Source organism: Paenibacillus sp. FSL R7-0273, from assembly GCF_000758625.1.
GTDB lineage: Bacteria > Bacillota > Bacilli > Paenibacillales > Paenibacillaceae > Paenibacillus_AQ.
In genome coordinates, this window is sequence record NZ_CP009283.1 from 2,882,112 (window position 1) to 2,899,577 (window position 17,466).

Here is a 17,466-nt window from a genome sequence, read left to right on the forward strand (position 1 = left end):
GATTCTCAGCCAAGGAATAATTATCAAAATCTGAATCAAACTATGGGACAGAAGGGTGGAAAGGGAGGCAGCACGATGAGAGAGACACATGAGGAGGCCTTATCGGGCCGCCTGGATGATACTTACGAACAGCTCAAGAAGCTGCTTGGCTCCAGCACGGATCTGGTAAGTAAAGAGCTGCTGCTTGGAGATACCACGCGCATATCCATATTTTATATAGACGGGCTGGTGGATACCGGGCTGCTGCACAATTCCATTCTGTACTCCCTGCAGGGAAGCAGGGCGCCGGATATGCTGGCGGGGCTTGGCCCGGATGCTGCTGTTGAGCTGCTGAGACATCGTATTCTGATGGCAGGCGATCTGACGGTAATTAATAAAACAGGCCAATTTGTCCATGATCTGATGTCCGGCAGCGTCATGCTTGTAGTAGACGGCACCGCTAATGCGCTAAGGATCGGTCTGCCGGGCTGGGAGGACAGGGCGGTAAGTGAGCCGAGCTCGCAATCCGTGGTACGCGGTCCAATGGAAGGCTTCACCGAGAACCTGCGGACGAATACGGCACTGCTCCGCCGCAAAATTAAGGACAGTCATCTCTGGCTGGAGACCATTCAGATCGGCAGGGTGACCCAGACCAGCGTATCTCTTATGTACTTAAGCAATGTTGCCAATGACGAGCTTGTACAGGAGGTAAAGCGCCGTCTGAACCGGATTGATACCGACAGCATACTGGAGAGCGGTTATATCGAGGAGTTTATCCAGGATACCGCTAAGACGCCTTTTCCGACCATATATAACAGTGACCGGCCGGATACGATTGCCGCAGGCATCCTTGAGGGTAAAGTGGCTATTCTGATTGACGGAACACCGTTTGTGCTGCTTGCTCCGACGATATTCGTCGCTTTTTTTCAATCGGCTGAGGACTATTACCAGCGGGCTGATATTTCCACTCTGCTGCGGTTTATCCGGTTTCTGGCTTTCTTTCTTACACTGCTGGCTCCGGCCTTTTACGTGGCGATAACGACCTATCATCAGGAGATGATTCCGACCAATCTGGTAATCAGCCTTGCCGCCCAGCGGGAGACGGTTCCCTTTCCGGCTTTTATAGAAGCGCTGCTGATGGAGCTGACTTATGAAATCCTGCGTGAGGCCGGAGTAAGAATCCCCAAAAATATCGGTCAGGCGATTTCGATTGTCGGAACGCTGGTAATCGGCCAGGCGGCAGTTGCTGCGGGCTTTATCTCTGCAGCAATGGTCATTATCGTATCTATAACTGCGATTTCAAGCTTCGTTATACCCGAGGCCGGAATGTCAATCGCTGCCCGGATCATCCGGTTTGCCCTGATCGGTCTGGCCGGATTTATCGGCTTATATGGTATTCTGTGCGGAGTATTCGTTATTGTGCTGCATTTAGCGAGCCTGCGCTCCTTTGGTATTCCATATATGAGCCCACTCGGCCCGTACAGGGCAGAGGATATGAAGGATACCATCTTCCGCTTTCCATGGCCTTACCTCAGGACCCGGCCGAAAGAGAATCTTACCAAAAATTATTACCGCCAAGGGACAGCACGCCGCAGGGAGAATAAATGATGATGAGACGTCTTCGCAGAGCAATATGCTCCTTGCTGCCGGTAATGCTGCTGCCGATGCTGCTTAGCGGCTGTTGGGAGAGGAAGGAGCTGAACGAGCTGGCGTTTGTTCTTGCTCTGGGAATAGATAAGGCGGAGACCGGCTTCAAGGTGACCATGCAGGTCGTGATCCCCTCAGCGGTATCCTCCCAGAATGGCGGCGGGTTGGGCAGCGGCGTGCCCGTAGCTTCCTATACCTTTCCTGCACCTACCATTTATGAATCGCTGCGTCTATTCAATATGACCGTCTCACGTTCTGCCTATATGGGACACATTCGGGTACTGGTCATTGGTGAACCGCTTGCCCGCGAGGGACTTGGCCCGATGCTGGATGTGCTGAAGCGCAGCCGCGAGCCGCGGATGGATTTCTACGTCATGGTGGCAAAGGAAGGGACGGCGGAGGAAGCGTTAAATGTGCTCACGGCTCTGGATAAGCTTCCGGCAAATAAACTGTTCAATGCATTGGACAAGGCCTACAAGGTATCAGCCAGGACGGTCGCAGTGTCACTGGACAGGTTCATTGAAGATCTGCTCTATGAGGGCAAAGCACCGGTATTGACCGGTGTAGTGGTTAAAGGTGAACCCGATGCTGGCGGTAAAAAAAACAATACGGAGCGCACCAATCCAAAAACCAAGCTGCGTTATGAGAGTGTTGCGGTATTCAGCAAGGATAAGATGCTCGGCTGGCTGGATGACGATGAGGTAGCCGGGTATAACTATATTACGGATAATGTGATAAAGAATACGGGTCATGTTGAAGGGGATGACGATGGTTTAATCGTGATTGAAGCGTTGAAGTCCAGAACAAAAAGAAGGGTCAGGTTTATTGAAGGAGAACCGCATATTTATCTCGATATTGAAGCCGTCTGTAATGTCGAGGAAGTGACGGGCAAAGACCGTCTGGATGCGGAGCAGGATATTCTGGATCTGGAAAGAAAGGCAGAGGAGCGGATTATCAGAAGGATGAAGCAGTCTGTTAAACAGATTAATGACCGCTATAACGTTGATATTTTTGGCTTCGGACAATCCATTTATGAGAAAAACCCCAAAGCCTGGGCGAGGCTGCTGAAGCAGAGCGGCGGTGATTACCTGAAAAGCCTGCCTATTCATTACAAGGCTAAAGTTATCATTAACCGGGTAGGAGCCATAGATAATTCCTTTCTAGATCAGATTAAGGAGTGAACCTGATATGCTGCTTGTCGTGTTATGCCTGGCTATTGCCGTCATTTGCATGGCCTACGACCGGAAGCTGCTTAAAGGCCGCGGCATTCGCCGTGACCGGATTGTTTATATGCTGTTCTGGGCTGCCGGCATTTCTTCAGCGGTCTGCGCACTGCTGCGTGTGAATATTCCAAGCCCGCTTCTGCTCATCATCATGATTTACAAGCCGTTCAATACCATCGTCGGGTCATGGTTTCAGTGAGCGGGCAGTCAAATGAACCGCATGGTTAAGCAGGGCAGCTGTTCCCGGAGTGGGGAGAGCTGCCCTGCTGCGTGTATAATGAACAGGCTGTTCTGCGTATTCTTCAGGCAAAAGGAGCATCAGCATGCCGGATACATTGCGTCGGGCAGCTGTCTATAGCATCCTGAAGCTCCTCCTGCAGATCCTCGGCAATTGCCGTAATGCCGCGGTTGTTGTCACCTGCAAATATGACTGCCGCAATGCCGTCATCATCCAGATCAAAAATATCGGGAGCTGCAGAATTACAGGCTCCGCAGGCGATGCATTCCTCCTGGTTAACACTGGCGAATGTGAACATTTTCTCAAGCCTCCTCATGGCTTGTTAAGACAAGCCAAATGTTTTGCCTAGTGGGATATATATGTGATAAAGCGCTTTATATTCCCGGAGGGAAGAGATAATTTAAAAGCCGGGGATGCTTCCTCCCTTTGACAGGTATGTGAGGATGCATCCCCGCCTGTTCTACTTATCAGTTAAGCTTCAATATCGATGATCTGCTTAATGAACTTTTTAAGATTCTGGTTAGTTTCATTCAGCTGCCCGATGGTATCCATGAAATCATTGACCAGATTGGCCTGCTCCAGCGAGGAGGAGGCAATTTCAGTAAGCTCCTTTTCCATAAGCCCGATGGATTGTTGAACAGCCTTCAAGGACAGTTCGATCCTGGAGGTTGCTTCTTTCGTATGTACAGACATTTTGCGGATTTCCGTAGCAACCACGCCGAAACCCGCGCCCGCCTGCCCGACTCTGGCAGCTTCGATGGCTGCATTCAAGCCCAGCAGATTGCTCTGCTCCGATATTTCCCGGATAAAGCTGGCGACCTCGGTTACCTGCCTGGAATTCTCTACGGTGTGCCTTGTATTGGTCAGGATTTCCTCGGTCGTGGAGCTAAGCTCCTCGGAATGGGCTGCCACATGCTGGACGCTGTCTACCAGTCTGCTGGTGATTTCTTCGGTCTCAGCCATCAGCTTGCGCAGCTGGTTCTGATTCCCCATGCTGTAAGTTAGGCTTAGCACTGCTTCAACTTCATTCTGTGCGTCCTTAACCGGTATGAAGACGGCATCGAACGGAACACCGAACAGCTCCTCCGGGAAATGGGCATACGATTTGCCTTCAGTGGTCTTTAAATCCTTGAAATCCCGGTTTTCATCGTTGAGTGGATCACCAGGCCGGAAATCCAGCTGAAGCGCCTCACTCTTTTGAAAAAACAGAAATTTTTCGCGGTCATACAAGGAGATAGAAACGTCCTCCCGGATAGCTTGTGTGATGTAGGGCATAGCAGCAATGAGGATCTCGGATGTTTTCATGAACAGGTTCTCCTTCTTCCAAAAGTATAGTTAATATCTTTATATTAAATCTATATCGGCTTGTTCACTGTTATATAATATAGTCATGAAGCTTCATATAATTGTGGCTGACTGGAGAAATGGAGCCGATGTCTGGTAAAATAGGATCAGGACGCTAAAGAACACCTTATTCCAGAACAAACCGGTAAGAGGTAAGTGAAGTTGGCATCATACATACCAAAGGAGAAATGAATGTGAATGAGAAGCTGAAGCAGGCCTATGACAAGTTAGGCTTATCTGAAAACGTATCCAGGGAAGAGATTAATAAACGCTTCGACCTGCTGATTAAACGGCGGAAATCCAAAGCATCGGATGAGGAACGCTCTGCACCGGAGGAGGATTTCCAGGCGTTTAAGTTCATTCTCGATACTCTGGACAAGCAGGAGATTGAGGAGGCGGAGCAGGAGCGTCTGGCTAAATACGGTAAGTTCTCCGGAGCGGCCAGCAAGTGGGAACGGTTCTTCCGCCTGTACCGGACGCATGTCATTGTATCGGTAATCGCGGTCATTGTGCTTGCTGTTGCGGGCAATGCCATCTATAACAACTGGCAGCACCGCAAATATCTGGCCTCCCTGCCGCCGCTCGATGCGAAGATTATGTTCCTGGGCAATTTCGGCGTGCAGGACCCTGACGGCCAGACGGCTGATCTGGATGCCGCTATTATTGCGCAGTATCCGGAGTGGAAGCGGGTGGAGAGCAATATGATCTACCTGCCAAGAACCGGCCAGGACGCAGACTCCTTCGATATGAACTATATGCAAAAAGCGGTAGTGGAGCTGGCGGCGAACCATCCCGATATTATTATTCTGGATGAGGCTACGCTGGAGTGGATCGGCGGGCAGGACGGGTTTCAGGATCTGAGCGCCATTGTTGAGAGCGGCAGCCTGGATAAAGATGACCCGCGCCTGAAGTGGGGCACCAATCCGGAGAGCGGGCAAGAAGAGCTCTATGGCGTGGATATTACGGATTCTGCCTTTGTGGCCGCCTTGCCGGTTAACAAGGCTGAGGACGAGAATATGATTATCGGGGTGCTTGGTGTGGATGAAGCCAAGGACAAGGCTATTCCGTTTATTGAGCATATTGCAGGAGGATCGGCTGCACAGTAAGCTAAGCTTTGCCGTGAGGTATAGAATACCGCATACGGGAGATTCTACATTATCGTAGCAACCTAATCTCTAACCAAAATTAAGAGGTGATATGATGATGTTCTCCTTTATGCTGGCGGCGGCATCTCTGCTGTTCAGCCATACCCCGTATCCGCTTGCCCCCACGGTTCCGGCAGTCTATGAAGATATAACGGTGCTTGCTGATTCTTCAGCAGAGGACGGAGCCCGGAAAGCGGTTATGTCCATTGCGGAAACGACGGTTTCAGCACTCAAAAATCAGGATTTCAAGGTGCTGCAGCAGCTGGCCCATCCCCAAAAAGGTGTCCGGTTCTCGCCGTACGCTAACATCGATGTAAAGCGGGATATCCTGTTATCAGGAACTGAGATCGGTAACGGCTTCAATAACGCCGGGATTTATGAATGGGGAGCTTATGACGGCACAGGTGATCCGATCAGGCTGACTTTTAAAAAGTACTATGAACGGTTCATCTTTAACCGCGATTATAGTAAACCGGATAAGGTCAGCTACAATCAGATTGTCCAGACGGGGAATGTGTCCAGCAACATTGAAGCAGCCTATCCCGGCAGCAGCTTTGTGGAGTACAGCTTCAGCAAGGGTGCGGACGGCAATGACCTGGGCTGGAGCAGCCTGCGGCTCGTATATGAGAAATACAAGGGCTGCTGGTATCTGAGCGGAATAGTCCATGATGAGTGGACTACGTAAGCAGGCTGCCGGATGATAATCCTGCAGACTTACTGCTGCCCGAAACACAAACAAACCGTGTCCCTGACGAGGGGCACGGTTTGTTTGTTTCGGGGCTCGTCCTATTTCTCCAGACGGTAGCCGCCGTGGAATACAGGGCCGACATACTGGTTGAAGGCATAGCCGTTGCGGATTGCGGCAGAGACGAAGTCCTTTGCCTTGGCTACAGCTTCATGGACCGACAGGCCGTTGGCCAGACCGCCAGTGATGGCCGCAGCAAAGGTGCAGCCTGCACCGTGGTTGTAAGCCGGCTCAATCTTCGCGGTTTCGAGCACGGTGAAGTCCGTTCCGTCAAAGAAGACATCGATCGCCAGGTCGCCGCCGAGTGCCTTGCCGCCTTTTACAACGACATTTTTGGTGCCCAGCTTGTGGATCAGGCGTGCCGCTTCTTTCATATCTTCGAGGGTTGTAAGCTTGCCCAGTCCGGACAGCACCCCTGCTTCGAACAGGTTAGGCGTAGCTACTGTTGCCAGCGGCAGCAGCAGATCGCGGATAGCGTTGGCGCTTTCGGGATTCAATACCTCATCTTCGCCTTTGCAGACCATAACAGGGTCAATGACTACATTGGTCTGAAGGTTGTCCTTAATCGCTTTTTCAGCGACATGCACGATTTCAACACTGCCCAGCATACCAGTCTTCATAGCGTCAACAGGACCGCCTGCGAACACCGTTTTGAGCTGCTCGGCCACAATAGCGGCGTCTACCGGGTAAACGTTATGGTGCCATCCGTTGTCCGGGTCCATTGTAACAATAGTGGTCAGAGCGCTGAAGCCGTAAGTGCCGTATTCCTCAAAGGTTTTGAGGTCAGCCTGGATGCCTGCGCCACCGCTGGAGTCACTACCGGCTATAGTTAGGGTTTTCACGATTTTTGACAAGGCGAACGTCTCCTTCTTGTATATAAAGTTCTGAAGCAATGATTCTGGAGGAATCAATTTACACACTACGACATTATAACAAAAAACACCGCTATCGTCGCCAAAAAAGCGCAACGCTGTTTTTTAGCGCTGCGCAGCCGTATATTCACTTTTATTCCTGGTGATTAAAACCGGCCAGAGCGGTTTTGATCGCCTTGTCATATTTGAAGCCGCCGTCTCCGCCCGGGCCCATCCAGTACACTACCAGGAAGTTCCCGCCTCTGAATACATGGGGGTAAATCCGGGCTCCCCCATCATTGGTGGGCCGGTTAATTTCCTGCTTCAGCGCTTCCAGTCCTTCTGCACAAGCTTCCGCGCTCTCATAAGTATAAATGGACAGCCGGTCGGGAATCGTCAGCGGCCCCTCATAGTCGATAAGCTGCTCGGCCGGCCATACACCGGCTAACTCTTTGTTGAACATATGCTCTTCACCGGATCCTACGGAGGTCAGCCGGAGGCCCTGCTGTCCAAGCGCTGCTAGCAGGTCGCTGGCTGTGTATGGAGCGGTGTCAGATGTGTCTGAATCTGCAGCTGCTGCAGAAAGGCTTAATGCCCCGTGATTTGCTGCAAAAAAGCCCAGTATGCTCGCAAGCGCCGCTTCCTGCCCGGGAATGCCGGAATCATGCTTCAGCTCCATTCTGCGGATCAGATAGCCCCAGTCCCCTTCCTCGTAATAAGCCGCCCCGTCTACACGGAGGCCTTCCTTGTCAGCCGGCAGGACATAGCGGACGTTGCGCTCTTCTGCTTCTCCGGTACCCGCCGCCTGACGGCTCGTGAAGTCCAGCGGCATGTATACGGGAAAGCCCAGCTCCTCCGCCCAGTCTGCTTTTTCCGGAAAATACAGTCCGATATCTGCAATGGCACAGCCCTGGCAGCTCCAGTTGGTATCCGTATAGGCCAGTGTCTGTGCCGGATCATCCGGGTTCTGGAAGGTTATCCCGTAGGAGCCGTTGGCGCCTATAACGGCAGAGGCGTTCCAGCCGGCAGGCGATAGCAGGAGATAGCTGTCTTTACCGTCCGCTCCGTAGACCAGTGTCGCCTGCAGCTGCTCTGCTGCTTCTGCTGACAGAGCATAAGCCATGTCCGGCAGGGCAGGGACCGGGTTTTTCACTGCCGGTAATCCTTTATCAATACTTGGGATGGCCAGCACCTTAACAAGCGGGAGCTGCACCTCTTCACCGGGAGCAGCTGCTAAGGGAAAGGATAACGTATCCGCCGCTGTGCCGGCTGTGCCGTCATCCCGGGCGTTTTCCCCGTTTGAAATGGCTTCGTCCGGCACAGCATTCAGACTGCTAAAGCTTCCGGTGCTATAGCCGATTACCAGCATTAGTGCCAGCACAGGGAGTATTACGGAAGCATAAATCCAGCCGCGGAGCTTGCGGGGCCGCGGCTCAAGCAGCCGGTCATTCACATTCTGCTGCAGCTCTTCAGTAAAATGCCTGTCTGCAAACGGCTTCGCCTTCAGCTGCTTCTCCCAGTCCCGTGGTAGTCTACCCATTTCCGTTCAACTCCTTTTCCCAGTATTCGTTGGCCTTCTGCCTTGCCCGGCGCAGCCTTGATTTGGCCGCTGACAGGCTGATGTTAAGGGTATGGGCCAGCTCCTCCATCGACATGTCATAATGTGCCTGCAGCATCAGAATTTCGCGGTATTTGCGGGGCAGCCGGAGAACCAGCTGCCAGATCTCACTGCTGAGCGATTCTCCGATGTAGGCATCCTCTGCGGATTTTTCCGCTTGTGTACTGAACGGAGCAGCCTGCAGGGTTACAAGCCGCATAAAGCTGCTGCTGCGGTAGGTATACCAGCGGTTGCGGGCAATCCGCAGCAGCCAGGTTTTGACCGAAGCCTCCCCCCGGAAAGCATGCATATATTTAAAGGCCCGGATAAAGGTCTCCTGGGCAATATCGTCGGCAGCGCTTCTGCTGCGTGACAGGAAAAAAGCGTAATTCCACACATCCTCGCCATAGGTATCCATCAGTGTCTTCAATGCGCCGGCGCTCATCGTGGCGACTTCATTCCGCTCCATTGGCATCATTTGCCCCCCAGTCTCTATAACATTGACCCATCTGCAGCAGGAAAAGTTGCTTTTTTGCAGGATAACTTTTTTTACAGCCCGGTAAGACCGGAAAATTGGCGGAATGAAGCAGCGGCATGGGTAGGAACAGGGTTGCTCAACCCCATGGCTGCATATCCATATAGGAGCACAAATACGGTTGAGCAATCAGCCGGTCAGGAGGAGCTTATGATAGAAATCAGCTTATGTATGATTGTCCGCAATGAAGAGAACAGCCTGCCCCGCTGCCTGTCTACGGTCTCCGCCATTGCTGACGAGATCATCATTGTGGATACAGGCTCCACCGACGGAACCAAAGCAGCTGCCTCAGCCTTCGGGGCGGTTATTTACGATTTTGCGTGGATTGATGACTTCTCGGCAGCCCGCAACTTTGCATTTAGTAAAGCAACCAGGGAATATATCCTCTGGCTCGACGCTGACGATTACCTGAAGGAGGAGGATCAGCAGCGGTTATTGCGGCTGAAGAGCAATATGCCGGAGGGGATAGACAGTGTGAGCATGCAATATAATCTGGGCTTTGATGCAGCCGGGAATGTAACGGCCTCGCTGCGCCGCAACCGTCTGGTCCGCCGCAGCTGCAATTTCCGCTGGATCGGGCCGGTGCATGAATATCTGGAGGTGTACGGGCCATCGCTCAGCAGTGACGTCTGTATTACACATGAAAAAGACAAAGCATATACGGACCGCAACCTGCGGATCTATCTGAAACGGGCAGGAGAGGGGGAGCAGTTCACTCCGCGTGACCAGTACTATTTTGCCAATGAGCTGCGTGACCATGGGATGCAAGAGGAGGCCTCCGGCTATTATGAGCAGTTTCTGGACGGAGGCAGAGGCTGGATAGAGGATAATATTCAGGCTTGTCTGAAGCTGGCAGAGTGCCGGGAACGGATGGGGGACCAGGAGGCCGCCTTCGCTGCGCTGTGCAGGACGCTGCAGTATGACCAGCCCCGTGCGGAATTCTGCTGCAGGCTCGGAGCCTGGCATCTGGATAAAGGACGTTTGCAGCCCGCCGTATACTGGTATGAGCTGGCAGTCATGCTGCCCCGGAATAAAGAATCGATGGCTATAACAAATGAAGCGTATTCCACCTGGCTGCCGCATCTGCAGCTCGCCCTGTGCTATGACCGGCTGGGACAGCATGAAAAGGCCAGCCAGCATAATGAAACAGCACTCCTGTTTCATCCGTCACATCCCAGCATGCTGTATAACCGCAATTATTTCAGCAATCTGCTCGGGGACCGGTATATCCGGCTGCAATCCCCGGATCGGGAAGCGGATAATTCCGAATTGCTATAAGACCTGCGCACAGATTATGGAGGTTACCAGCCGATTGCAAAAACGGACAGCACCACCGCGATTTGCCGCGGATGGCTGCTGTCCGTTTATTATATGTGCGGTACCTGGAATCAGAGTGCGGAATGCCCCTGCATAAAATGCTGAATGGCCTGTTCCATAATCCGGACACTGTTCCCCCAGGTCCAGCTGTTGGAATCCGCCTCACCCTGCGAAGCCAGCCTGATCCTGAGCGCATGATCCTGTACCAGCCGGATAACATCAGCGGCCAGCCTGTTTTCATACCGGAAGGAGAGCAGGCAGTTCGTTTCGTGTCTGGCGTACTCCATATTTCCCCCGGAATAGACGGTAGCCAGCGCTGCACCGCAGCGCATCGCTTCCAGCCCCGGCAGGGAGCCGCTGTCAAAAATGCTTGAGCTGACAAAAATATCGGCACAGTTGTAATGATAATTAAGCTCTTCATCGTTCAGAGGGGTATAGAAGCGGTATTTGCCGCTGGCTTTCAGGGCCTGAAGAGAGTCCGAGGTGTAAAATTCATCCGGCGGGCTGATGAAGTTGATATTTACGTGCGGCAGATTCTGCTTGACGGTATCGAGCTGCGAAACAAGATAATCCTGTTCACGGTGCCAGGAGAAGCCGTTCTCGACCTTACGGAGAATGGCGGTGATGTTCATCGGCTCCTGCAGCCTGTGGCGGATATGCCGGTTGCGGAAAAGGGGGCTGATGCCGACCGGAACAATGCTGCCCTTGATCCCGTGATTAAGCGCAATAATATCCCGCTGCCATTCCGACAGCACAATCAGCCTCGGCGTGGTATTATAGCTGGGAAAAGAGACATGGTTTTCCGGCAGAAACAGCGGCTCATAGCATAACGACAGACGGACATGAAGCCCTTTGCCGCTTCGGCTGGCCGCCTCTGCCACCGGGACCGTGGTGTAGAAATTGGATACGATGATATCACTGAAGGGAAAGTCGGATTCCCGGAGCACCGTATGATCGGTACGGTGCAGGGCCGAATGGATTTCGTATGAAACATCTCCATGCACAGGCATGACAATAACAACCTGGTGGCCCAGCGCGGTCAGACCATTGGTGAGTTCCACCAGCATCCGTTGCGCACCGCCATGGCATAAGGTAAGAATGGGGAATGTGAACCTCATCAGTGATCTCTTCCCTTCCTGTGTAGCGCTGCATTGGCATTAATGCTATGTCATAGCATTTTATTCAGCTGACAGGGAAAGGTACGTTATTTGGTCTGGTGTCTAATTGGCACAGTGTATTCAAAAAAAACTGAACGGTGCAGCCAGGGCATTATGCCTGCTACACCGTTCAGATTGTGTACGCTGCCAGATGGCTGCAGGATGAAGATGAGTATCTGCTGGCCTGGAAGCATTACACCTAATGCTGTTCAACACTAGCTGCGCAGGCTGTGCAGCAGGGCAACAGTGTCATTAAACACCGGCAATGTGATCTCTTCCAGAGACACATCAAGCATCGGCTTGCGGGCCTGAAGCTTTTTGAAGAATTCAGCCGTATGGAACAGTCCGCCGCCCGGAACACCATGACGGTAGCCTTCGCCCTCGGCATAAATATCCTTCAGATGGGCGAGAATGATCCGGTCCCCGAACAGGTCAAGCGAGCTGTCAACGATCTCATCCTGGCGGGCCACATCCTGTCCGATCAGGTTGCAGGGGTCAAATACGACACCGATGTTGCTGGACGGCACTTCATCCAGAATCCGGCGCATATGCTGAGGGGAAGCCAGTGTGTGGCTGCTGACACCCTCGATACCGACGAACACGCCCCATTTCTCCGCTTCCTCAGCCAGCTCTTCAAGCGTGGCTCTGAAGGTCTGCCAGCCAATCTCTTCATAACGCTCAGGATCAGCTGACTGATAGGTGGTTAAGCCTCCGCTTTCAGTTGCGACCATCGGGGCACCGAACTGCTTGGCAAAGCGCAGATGCTCCTTGAAGCGGTTGATTTCAGCCCTGCGTACTGCGGGGTCCGGGTTGATCGGATCAATGTAGCAGCCGAGCACGCCGATGCGGATGCCGGCCTTGTCGAATTTTTCACCGATATAATTAGCCAGCGCGGGGCTGAACCTGCCCGGAGAAAGATCAATATCCTGAATGGCCTTGGCCAGGGCAAGCTGCACAAAATCAATGTCGTGAGCCTGCAGAGTGGAAACCAGTGTGTCGAGGGGCAGGCAACCTGCCGTGTGGGCTAACGTTCCGAATCGAATGGGTAACATCTCCTTTTAATATAATAATTGCGCATACCTATTAATAATAGTTACGCTTTCATAGACTTGCAACTTCTAACTGGCGGCAGATACCGCAGATTAGGGTAAATGACAATAGGAGGGATCTGATATGGAACTGGAAAATGATAAGCTGCCGGCAGTTCTGAAGGCGGAGGAATTTAAGTACAGCAAGGAGAATGAGCAGACCGTTAAAAAGGATTTCTGGCGTAAAATGAAAAAGTTTGCCGGTAAAATTCCTTTTACAAAGGATGCCGTCGCCATGTATTACTGTGCCATGGATGCCAAAACACCGCTTTGGGCCAAGGGCATAGCTTTTGGTGCACTTGCTTATTTTATCGCTCCTATCGATGCTATCCCCGATGCGTTTATCGGGCTTGGCCTGACCGATGATGCCGCAATCATTGCCGCCGGTGTACGGGCAATTGCCGGACAGGTGACCGAGGAGCACCGGGAGAAATCAGAGCAGTTTTTTGATGATGATCCCGGAGCAGAAGGGGCACGGCGTTAAGCCTGCCCCCCTGCATCAGCTTCCGCCCGGCCGCGGCTTTCCGTTTCCCCGGAGAGCTGCTTGGTCTGGTAGGCCTCGCCCCAATCCCTCATTAGACGGATAATTGGTATCAGTGTCCGGCCAAATTCGGTCAGCGAGTATTCAACCTTTGGCGGAACCTGATGATAAACCTCGCGGTGAACAACGCCGTCTTCCTCCAGTTCACGCAGCTGCAGCGTCAGCATACGCTGGGTGATGCCCGGGCAGATTCTTCTGAATTCATTAAAGCGCTTTGTTCCGTCCATCAGATGGTACAGCAGCACGCCTTTCCATTTTCCGCCGATAACATCAAGGGTAAATTCAACGGGGCAGGCCTTTGCGCCATCCGGGCATTCGCCAAAGCCCCCTTTTCTGTCACGCATGTCATTCACCTCACAGTATCAATTTGTATACTACATAACAAAAATGTGCGTACTTCAAACTCCGCTATATATATCTTAATATTAAGCATGTGAACAGGATGACGTCAAAACAAACTTTTATCAGGACCGGAAAGGGTGTAGCCGATATGGAAACGATGGAAAATAAACTGGCCTTAAAAGAGGATATTCTGGCAGCCTATGCCTTCAGACACGCCACTAAGGAATTTGACAGCAGCCGTAAAATCAGCAGCGGGGATTTCACGTTCATTCTGGAGACCGGACGGCTGTCCCCAAGCTCCTTCGGCTTTGAGCCCTGGAAGTTTGTTGTCGTCCAGAATCCGGAGCTGCGCGAGAAGCTGCGGGCAAATGCATGGGGGGCGCAGAAGCAGCTGCCCACAGCCAGCCATTTTGTGCTGATTCTGTCAAGACAGCCGGCTGATTTTGCTGCCGGTTCTGCGTTTCTCAGCGGAATGATGCATGAGGTGCAGCAGCTGCCGCCGGAGGTGGCTGCAGGCAAAGCCAAGGCGTTTGATGCTTTTCTCAACGATGACTTCGGCTTAAGCGGCAATGACCGGGCCAAATTCGAGTGGGGAGCACGACAGACCTATCTGGCGCTCGGCAATATGATGACTGCTGCAGCCATGATCGGCATTGATTCCTGCCCGGTTGAAGGCTTCAACAAGGAGCTGATTGAGCAGACGCTGGAAGCGGAGGGTATTCTGGACCGTGAACACTTCGGCCTTGCCTGCATGGCCGCCTTCGGCTACCGCAAAGCTGAACCGCGAGCCAAAACAAGACAGACCTCTGAACAGGTTATTCAGTGGGTGTAAGGTATAGATGAACAAAAAACCTCTTTGCAGAAAGTCTGTGCTGTGTGCACCGGCTTTGTAAAGAGGTTTTTCTATTTTGTGAAAATATTGAGAAGGTGCGAAAAACGATTGAAAATTTGCTGAAAGGCCGCTAGTCTTAGAAGGGAAGTGTAAATCCGGTGAATTACTTATTTTAGACTGAAGGGATTCCTGCAACATGAAAATGATCCGTATCATAGCAGAGGTCGGAATACTGTACGTGTTCTATCTGGCAGGGGATGTTCTGCAGAAGCTGCTCCATCTGCCTGTTCCCGGCAGCATCGTCGGTCTGCTGTTGCTCTTTGTACTCTTATTGTTAAAAATTGTCCCCGTTAAGCTGATTGAAAACGGCTCGTCGTTTATCCTGGCCTATCTGCCCATGTTCTTCATTCCGGCAACTGCGGGAATTATGAACCACCTGGATATATTCAGCGGCCGCGGCCTGCTGCTCATCGCGATTCTGGTTGTCAGCAGTGTGATTACTATGGTTGTGACCGCCCATACCAGCGAGTGGATCGCCGGCTTCAGTGCAAGCCGTAACCGTACAACAAGCATTCCTGCCGAAACCCTGGGCGAAAAGAGGAAGGGCGCATGAGAATACTGCTTGCTGCAGGATTTATCCTGTTCAATGTTGGAATATACCTGTTCATGGCCATGCTCTATAAACGGTACCGCCTGCCTGTCCTGTTACCCGCACTGACAGCTACCTTTACGGTGGTGGTGCTGCTGCTCGGATTCGGTATTTCGTATGATACATACATGATCGGCGGCGAATGGATTAACCGCCTGCTCGGACCTGCGGTTGTCTCGCTGGCCTACCCGCTGTATAAGCAGCGGCATGTGCTGCGGGAGAATCTGCCTGCTGTGCTGGGAGGAACCGTGACCGGTCTGCTGGTCGGCATGCTGAGCGGCCTGCTGCTGGCAGCCGGTCTTGGCTTCTCCAAAATTTATGTGCTCTCGATTCTGCCCAAGTCCATTACAACGGCTGTAGCGATTCAGATTTCCGGCAGTCTCGGCGGAGATTCTTCACTGACCTCTGTATTCGTAATGATTGCCGGATTCACCGGTGCTATTGGCGGCCCCTACATCATCAGGCTGTTCAGAATCCGCAGTGAGTCCGGCATCGGCATCGGGCTGGGCACCGCATCCCATGCGCTCGGCACAGCCAAGGCGCTGGAATACGGGGAGCAGTCCGTCTCCATGAGCTCAGTTGCCATGACGGTCTGTGCTATTGTCGGCTCGGTTGTCTCGCCGCTCGTCGTCTGGATCATGTACCACTAGACATTAATGCCGTTATTCAGCTTTGACCTTCAGGCGGATCACGTTCCAGGAAGCCTTAGGCAGCAGGGCGCTTATGCGTCCGCCGTCAGCTGCAGCATTTCCGCGGTCATGCGGCAGCACATTGCCCGGATTCTGGCGGGTGTTGGCAGCATACAGATCCTCATGCTCCAGCACCGTGTGCTGGATAACAGAGGCTTCGCCGAAGCTGCGCAGGTCAACGGAGAATTCCATGCCTTCGGTCAAATGGCGGTTTACGGCAAATACAGTAACCTCGCCCAGCTCCTCGTTGTATACACTGACTGCCTCAAGGTAAGGGACATCGGTGAAGTCCTTGGAATCATATTTCGGGCTGGTAATCAGCGGGTGCAGCACGGTGCCCCGGCCGAACTGTGAAGCATGCATATAAGGGTAGAAAGTCGTCTGCAGCCAGAGCGGACCGCCGTCTTCGGTCATGATTGGTGCGATAACATTGATCAGCTGGGCGATACAGGCCATTTTGACCCGGTCAGCATGCTTGAGCAGACTGATCAGGCAGCAGCCCACAACAAGCGCATCTTCCAGATTGTATACATCCTCGAATTCCGGCGGGGCAACCTGCCAGTACGTTTCAGCCCGGCTGGACCCCTGCGATTTCCATACGTTCCATTCATCAAGCGAGAGGTAGATTTTCTTCTTGCTTTTCTTTTTGGCCTTGATATAGTCACACACAGCGGCTACACTGTCGATGAACTGGTCCAGATCCAGTGAGCTGGCCAGGAAATTCGGCGTATCGCCTTCATTGTTATTGTAGTAGGTATGCAGAGACAGGAAGTCCACATTGTCATAGCTCAGGTCAAGCACGGTAGCTTCCCATTCGGCAAAGGTAGCCATGCTTCGGCCCGAGCTGCCGCAGGCAACAAGCTCAAGCGAAGGATCGACCCAGCGCATTGCCTTGGCCGTTTCGTTGGCAAGTCTGCCGTATTCAACAGCTGTCTTGGCGCCAATCTGCCATGGGCCGTCCATTTCATTGCCCAGACACCAGGTTTTGAATTTATGAGGCTCTTTAACCCCGTGGGAAATACGCATATCACTGTAATAGGAGCCGGACGGATGATTGCAGTACTCGACCAGATTACGGGCAGCGTCAATTCCGCGTGTGCCCAGGTTAACTGCCATCATAACCTCGGAGCCGACCAGCTTCGCCCATTTGGCGAATTCATTGGTGCCGACCTGATTTGTTTCCGTCACCCACCAGGCTAATTCAAGAGAGCGCTTACGTTCTTCCTTCGGCCCGACACCGTCTTCCCAGTTGTAGCCGGAGACAAAGTTGCCGCCCGGATAGCGGATAATCGGCACATTCAGCGAGCGGATGGCCTGCAGGGCATCTCCTCGGAAGCCGTCCTCATCGGCTGTCGCGTGTCCGGGCTCGTAGATTCCGCCGTATACAGCCCGGCCCAGGTGTTCAATGAAAGAACCGTATACCCGCGGATCGACCTCGCCCAGCCGGAAATCCTTGTCAACGATCATCGTAGATTTTATTGTCATCAGTGCAGCTCCTTTGATTTGGATTAATGAATTTGTTAATTAATTAATCTTTATATGATTAC

19 protein-coding genes are annotated in these 17,466 nt (G+C 52.5%); 10 read left to right on the plus strand and 9 right to left on the minus strand.

Features of this window, described 5'->3' with window-relative positions; genetic code table 11:
- Nucleotides 1-75: 75 nt before the first annotated feature.
- The 3 genes from R70723_RS12180 to R70723_RS12190 are packed head-to-tail and all read left to right on the plus strand — an operon-like array spanning nt 76 to nt 3,048.
- Entirely contained in the window at nt 76-1,587 is a 1,512-nt protein-coding gene (locus R70723_RS12180) for a spore germination protein (protein WP_039872314.1), read from the plus strand.
- The gene (locus R70723_RS12185; protein WP_144026965.1) at nt 1,584-2,807 is read left to right on the plus strand and encodes a Ger(x)C family spore germination protein; all 1,224 of its coding nucleotides are present in this window, start codon (nt 1,584-1,586) and stop codon (nt 2,805-2,807) included. The genes R70723_RS12180 and R70723_RS12185 overlap by 4 nt, the downstream gene beginning before the upstream one ends.
- A gap of 7 nt (nt 2,808-2,814) precedes the next feature.
- Entirely contained in the window at nt 2,815-3,048 is a 234-nt protein-coding gene (locus tag R70723_RS12190; RefSeq protein ID WP_052421286.1) for a hypothetical protein, read from the plus strand.
- A gap of 103 nt (nt 3,049-3,151) precedes the next feature.
- Here the strand turns inward: R70723_RS12190 and R70723_RS12195 are convergent, their stop codons facing one another.
- Both R70723_RS12195 and R70723_RS12200 read right to left on the minus strand, forming a co-directional pair.
- Complete coding sequence (locus R70723_RS12195) at nt 3,152-3,385, minus strand: ferredoxin (protein WP_039872321.1); 234 nt, start codon at nt 3,383-3,385, stop codon at nt 3,152-3,154.
- A 173-nt stretch (nt 3,386-3,558) separates the two neighbouring features.
- Nucleotides 3,559-4,392, minus strand: a complete 834-nt coding sequence (locus tag R70723_RS12200; protein WP_039872322.1) for a methyl-accepting chemotaxis protein — start codon at nt 4,390-4,392, stop codon at nt 3,559-3,561.
- 233 nt (nt 4,393-4,625) lie between these two features.
- Here R70723_RS12200 and R70723_RS12205 point away from each other — a divergent pair, with 233 nt between their 5' ends.
- Together R70723_RS12205 and R70723_RS31560 are read left to right on the plus strand one after the other, a co-directional pair.
- Nucleotides 4,626-5,537, plus strand: a complete 912-nt coding sequence (locus tag R70723_RS12205; RefSeq protein WP_039872323.1) for a hypothetical protein — start codon at nt 4,626-4,628, stop codon at nt 5,535-5,537.
- A 91-nt stretch (nt 5,538-5,628) separates the two neighbouring features.
- Nucleotides 5,629-6,261: a hypothetical protein gene (locus tag R70723_RS31560; RefSeq protein ID WP_156123810.1), complete on the plus strand. Its 633-nt coding sequence runs from the start codon at nt 5,629-5,631 to the stop codon at nt 6,259-6,261.
- Nucleotides 6,262-6,362: 101 nt separating this feature from the next.
- Here R70723_RS31560 and thiD read toward each other — a convergent pair whose 3' ends face one another.
- The 3 genes from thiD to R70723_RS12225 form a co-directional block, all read right to left on the minus strand.
- On the minus strand, nt 6,363-7,175 hold the full coding sequence (gene thiD / locus R70723_RS12215) for a bifunctional hydroxymethylpyrimidine kinase/phosphomethylpyrimidine kinase (RefSeq protein WP_039872324.1): 813 nt from the start codon (nt 7,173-7,175) through the stop codon (nt 6,363-6,365).
- Between the two features lie 151 nt (nt 7,176-7,326).
- Nucleotides 7,327-8,712 (minus strand): DUF4850 domain-containing protein, encoded by a 1,386-nt coding sequence (locus R70723_RS12220; protein WP_039872326.1) that lies wholly within the window; start codon nt 8,710-8,712, stop codon nt 7,327-7,329.
- Nucleotides 8,705-9,238, minus strand: a complete 534-nt coding sequence (locus R70723_RS12225; RefSeq protein WP_231574872.1) for an RNA polymerase sigma factor — start codon at nt 9,236-9,238, stop codon at nt 8,705-8,707. Before R70723_RS12225 ends, R70723_RS12220 begins: the two co-directional genes overlap by 8 nt.
- Nucleotides 9,239-9,454: 216 nt before the next feature.
- Between R70723_RS12225 and R70723_RS12230 the strand changes: the two genes are divergently transcribed.
- The gene (locus tag R70723_RS12230; RefSeq protein WP_047171398.1) at nt 9,455-10,582 is read left to right on the plus strand and encodes a glycosyltransferase family 2 protein; all 1,128 of its coding nucleotides are present in this window, start codon (nt 9,455-9,457) and stop codon (nt 10,580-10,582) included.
- Nucleotides 10,583-10,692: 110 nt separating this feature from the next.
- Here the strand turns inward: R70723_RS12230 and R70723_RS12235 are convergent, their stop codons facing one another.
- Nucleotides 10,693-11,739 carry a glycosyltransferase family 4 protein gene (locus tag R70723_RS12235; RefSeq protein WP_039872328.1) on the minus strand — a complete coding sequence of 349 codons (1,047 nt, stop codon included), beginning with the start codon at nt 11,737-11,739 and terminating at the stop codon, nt 10,693-10,695.
- Between the two features lie 254 nt (nt 11,740-11,993).
- Nucleotides 11,994-12,830 carry a sugar phosphate isomerase/epimerase family protein gene (locus R70723_RS12240; RefSeq protein ID WP_039872329.1) on the minus strand — a complete coding sequence of 279 codons (837 nt, stop codon included), beginning with the start codon at nt 12,828-12,830 and terminating at the stop codon, nt 11,994-11,996.
- Between the two features lie 121 nt (nt 12,831-12,951).
- On the opposite strand from R70723_RS12240, the gene R70723_RS12245 reads away from it, so the two are divergent.
- A complete protein-coding gene (locus R70723_RS12245; protein WP_039872330.1) occupies nt 12,952-13,350 on the plus strand; it encodes a YkvA family protein in 399 nt (132 codons plus the stop codon).
- Here the strand turns inward: R70723_RS12245 and R70723_RS12250 are convergent.
- Nucleotides 13,347-13,751, minus strand: coding sequence for a winged helix-turn-helix transcriptional regulator (locus R70723_RS12250; protein ID WP_039872332.1), 405 nt, complete (start codon nt 13,749-13,751; stop codon nt 13,347-13,349). The two genes, R70723_RS12245 and R70723_RS12250, sit on opposite strands and share 4 nt — an antisense overlap.
- 155 nt (nt 13,752-13,906) lie before the next feature.
- Between R70723_RS12250 and R70723_RS12255 the strand changes: the two genes are divergently transcribed.
- The 3 genes from R70723_RS12255 (at nt 13,907) to R70723_RS12265 (ending at nt 15,880) form a co-directional block, all read left to right on the plus strand.
- Nucleotides 13,907-14,581 carry an NAD(P)H-dependent oxidoreductase gene (locus R70723_RS12255; RefSeq protein WP_039878649.1) on the plus strand — a complete coding sequence of 225 codons (675 nt, stop codon included), beginning with the start codon at nt 13,907-13,909 and terminating at the stop codon, nt 14,579-14,581.
- Between the two features lie 196 nt (nt 14,582-14,777).
- Nucleotides 14,778-15,194, plus strand: a complete 417-nt coding sequence (locus tag R70723_RS31565; RefSeq protein ID WP_047171110.1) for a CidA/LrgA family protein — start codon at nt 14,778-14,780, stop codon at nt 15,192-15,194.
- A complete protein-coding gene (locus R70723_RS12265) occupies nt 15,191-15,880 on the plus strand; it encodes an LrgB family protein (RefSeq protein ID WP_039872334.1) in 690 nt (229 codons plus the stop codon). The genes R70723_RS31565 and R70723_RS12265 overlap by 4 nt, the downstream gene beginning before the upstream one ends.
- 12 nt (nt 15,881-15,892) lie before the next feature.
- On the opposite strand, the gene arfA is transcribed toward R70723_RS12265, so the two are convergent.
- Nucleotides 15,893-17,404 (minus strand): arabinosylfuranosidase ArfA, encoded by a 1,512-nt coding sequence (arfA, locus tag R70723_RS12270; protein ID WP_039872335.1) that lies wholly within the window; start codon nt 17,402-17,404, stop codon nt 15,893-15,895.
- Between the last annotated feature and the right edge of the window lie 62 nt (nt 17,405-17,466).

Bases quoted from the DNA above. Each gene is read 5' to 3' on its own strand.
- R70723_RS12250 (WP_039872332.1), bottom strand. From the start codon at position 13,751: ATGCGTGACAGAAAAGGGGGCTTTGGCGAATGCCCGGATGGCGCAAAG.
- R70723_RS12220 (WP_039872326.1), bottom strand. From the start codon at position 8,712: ATGGGTAGACTACCACGGGACTGGGAGAAGCAGCTGAAGGCGAAGCCG.
- R70723_RS12190 (WP_052421286.1), top strand. From the start codon at position 2,815: ATGCTGCTTGTCGTGTTATGCCTGGCTATTGCCGTCATTTGCATGGCC.
- R70723_RS12185 (WP_144026965.1), top strand. From the start codon at position 1,584: ATGATGATGAGACGTCTTCGCAGAGCAATATGCTCCTTGCTGCCGGTA.
- R70723_RS12225 (WP_231574872.1), bottom strand. From the start codon at position 9,238: ATGGAGCGGAATGAAGTCGCCACGATGAGCGCCGGCGCATTGAAGACA.
- R70723_RS12255 (WP_039878649.1), top strand. From the start codon at position 13,907: ATGGAAAATAAACTGGCCTTAAAAGAGGATATTCTGGCAGCCTATGCC.
- R70723_RS12195 (WP_039872321.1), bottom strand. From the start codon at position 3,385: ATGTTCACATTCGCCAGTGTTAACCAGGAGGAATGCATCGCCTGCGGA.
- R70723_RS31560 (WP_156123810.1), top strand. From the start codon at position 5,629: ATGATGATGTTCTCCTTTATGCTGGCGGCGGCATCTCTGCTGTTCAGC.
- R70723_RS12240 (WP_039872329.1), bottom strand. From the start codon at position 12,830: ATGTTACCCATTCGATTCGGAACGTTAGCCCACACGGCAGGTTGCCTG.
- R70723_RS12245 (WP_039872330.1), top strand. From the start codon at position 12,952: ATGGAACTGGAAAATGATAAGCTGCCGGCAGTTCTGAAGGCGGAGGAA.
- R70723_RS12200 (WP_039872322.1), bottom strand. From the start codon at position 4,392: ATGAAAACATCCGAGATCCTCATTGCTGCTATGCCCTACATCACACAA.
- R70723_RS12180 (WP_039872314.1), top strand. From the start codon at position 76: ATGAGAGAGACACATGAGGAGGCCTTATCGGGCCGCCTGGATGATACT.
- R70723_RS12265 (WP_039872334.1), top strand. From the start codon at position 15,191: ATGAGAATACTGCTTGCTGCAGGATTTATCCTGTTCAATGTTGGAATA.
- R70723_RS12235 (WP_039872328.1), bottom strand. From the start codon at position 11,739: ATGAGGTTCACATTCCCCATTCTTACCTTATGCCATGGCGGTGCGCAA.
- R70723_RS12230 (WP_047171398.1), top strand. From the start codon at position 9,455: ATGATAGAAATCAGCTTATGTATGATTGTCCGCAATGAAGAGAACAGC.
- arfA (WP_039872335.1), bottom strand. From the start codon at position 17,404: ATGACAATAAAATCTACGATGATCGTTGACAAGGATTTCCGGCTGGGC.
- R70723_RS31565 (WP_047171110.1), top strand. From the start codon at position 14,778: ATGAAAATGATCCGTATCATAGCAGAGGTCGGAATACTGTACGTGTTC.